This window comes from Maribacter sp., assembly GCF_049667165.1.
GTDB lineage: Bacteria > Bacteroidota > Bacteroidia > Flavobacteriales > Flavobacteriaceae > Maribacter_A.
Window position 1 is genome coordinate 1 of the sequence record NZ_JBATHS010000352.1, and the last position, 1,889, is coordinate 1,889.

General features: G+C 37.7%; 2 protein-coding genes and 1 pseudogene. 1 reads left to right on the forward strand and 2 read right to left on the reverse strand.

The window, feature by feature from the left end:
* Together WBM98_RS16265 and WBM98_RS16270 are read right to left on the reverse strand one after the other, a co-directional pair.
* Window positions 1-287, reverse strand: a pseudogene (locus WBM98_RS16265) (amino acid permease); the annotation flags it as partial.
* Between the two features lie 52 nt (window positions 288-339).
* The gene (locus WBM98_RS16270; RefSeq protein WP_424367076.1) at window positions 340-924 is read right to left on the reverse strand and encodes a Pycsar system effector family protein; all 585 of its coding nucleotides are present in this window, start codon (window positions 922-924) and stop codon (window positions 340-342) included.
* A gap of 308 nt (window positions 925-1,232) precedes the next feature.
* On the opposite strand from WBM98_RS16270, the gene WBM98_RS16275 reads away from it, so the two are divergent.
* Entirely contained in the window at window positions 1,233-1,724 is a 492-nt protein-coding gene (locus WBM98_RS16275) for a hypothetical protein (RefSeq protein ID WP_424367077.1), read from the forward strand.
* The last annotated feature ends 165 nt before the right edge of the window (window positions 1,725-1,889 follow it).

Genomic DNA, 1,889 nt, shown 5'->3' on the forward strand with positions numbered 1-1,889 from the left:
ATGCCCAAACTCCCACCTACTTCCAACCCAAGGGCTTGTGAAATTATGGCATAAGCCCCTCCAGCACCAATTCGGATGTTGGTGGTAATGGCCGACATGGATAAAGCCGTACACAGTGTTATCAGGAATGAGATGATAATGATCAACCACGCACCCAACAAACCGGCATTCCCTACGACCCAGCCCAAACGTAGGTACATGATCACCCCAAGAATCGTGAGCAGGGTAGGAGTAAAGACCCCAGCAAACGTCCCGAACTTTTTAATAGTATTCTTTTGTATATCCATCGTTGGTATTATCCGATTATCCTTAATAAAGAAGTAAAATGAGCGTTAATTTTCAAAAAGATACCAATATACAAGAAAGAGTGATTATAAAAAGCAAGATCAATCCAATGGCCAAGAGAAAAATGGAACGGTTCACATTTTTGAATTTTAGTGCCGTGATTTTCGAATTTATATAAATCTGTTGTCCCAACTGATCAAATAGTTCAACCTCATTCAAACTTACCTGATAAAAGGTTTTACTAAACTCCCTGATGTCTCCGAACTTTGAAATCACATCCCCAAAAAAGAACATATTCTTCTCATATTTCCCTTCAATACGTGGCATAAAACATCGAATGCTAAAGTAAATCGAGGCGGTGGTGAATATAAAATACAATCCTAACAGCACATACAGGAAGACGTATTTTGATCCCAATTCAAGTACAAAACCAAGATTTTGGTAAATGATGTTGAACAAGATCCCATAAAAAGAAAGGATAAGGCCCGCCTTTATTTCCGATGCCCTAATCAAGGAGGCGATGTAATTGATACTTCCCCAATAATGATCTACCAGCTCTTCCGCGTGACCCCCTATTTCGTAAGGTTTTTTGAGTAAAGGCTTATCTTTTAAATGCTGTGGTTTTTTTGGTTGGTTCATTTGCGTTGCTAATTAGTTCGTCTTATTCTAGTATAGGCTACAGTGATTTCTTACAATATACACGACCGTAGTCCTTCTGCTCTTGAAAGATAGTGAATACACACCTAATTTCAGTTTAAATTCTTTATCTTGATTCATACGAGTGAGGTTAGGGGAATATATGTATTGACACTAGGCGTACACCGATATTTGTTTGGATAAGTATTCGGGGCTTCTCGGACAATCAAATTAGTGTTTCGTCCTTTTTTATGTCCTTGTTTTAGAGGCTCGCAATAATTTACACTATATTTTAAATCAAAAACCTGATTATGAAAACCACAGAGCAACGTATCTTTTTATTGGTAATCATGTTACTTGTGTGTACAGGCATTTCGTTTGCACAAGCAACACACCTCGTTACCTTGCATGTCGACACCCAACAATTGAATGACGGTAACAACAAAAAGGCATTTTCTTTATCAGCAAGCCAGGGTACTACCGTTGAAAATAGCGATGATCCTGAAGAATTTACGATCATTGTAAATGAAAATGATGAGATAGAGTGGGAAGGCGTAGCATCATCAGGAGCGATTGTTGATATTGAGGAAATTGAAATATTGGATGACCCCACGAAACCCAATAGGGCGAAGGTGTTCAAAAACAAAATAAACAAAGGCAAAAAAAAGAATGGGAAAAAGAAAATAAAGGAAAAAGTAAAGGCCAATACTAAGAATAATGTCTATAAATACTTCATCCGCTTTACCATTGGAACGACTTCATTTGAAATTGACCCTAAAATCAAAGTAAGTGGTAGTAGTTAACCTTCATGAGCTAACTGTTCTAAAGTGAAATGGGAAATATGTGTTCCATACTAATGCCATATAAAAAAAAGGCCTATGTATTATTGGCCTTTTTTTTCGTGTTCTGTTCGGATATGTACAGCCAGAACAAGGCAGTTGCCGATAGTCTGGAACAGGTCTATACCT

Excerpts from the sequence above, each read along its gene's own strand:
- WBM98_RS16270 (WP_424367076.1), bottom strand. The coding sequence starts at position 924 with ATGAACCAACCAAAAAAACCACAGCATTTAAAAGATAAGCCTTTACTC.
- WBM98_RS16275 (WP_424367077.1), top strand. The coding sequence starts at position 1,233 with ATGAAAACCACAGAGCAACGTATCTTTTTATTGGTAATCATGTTACTT.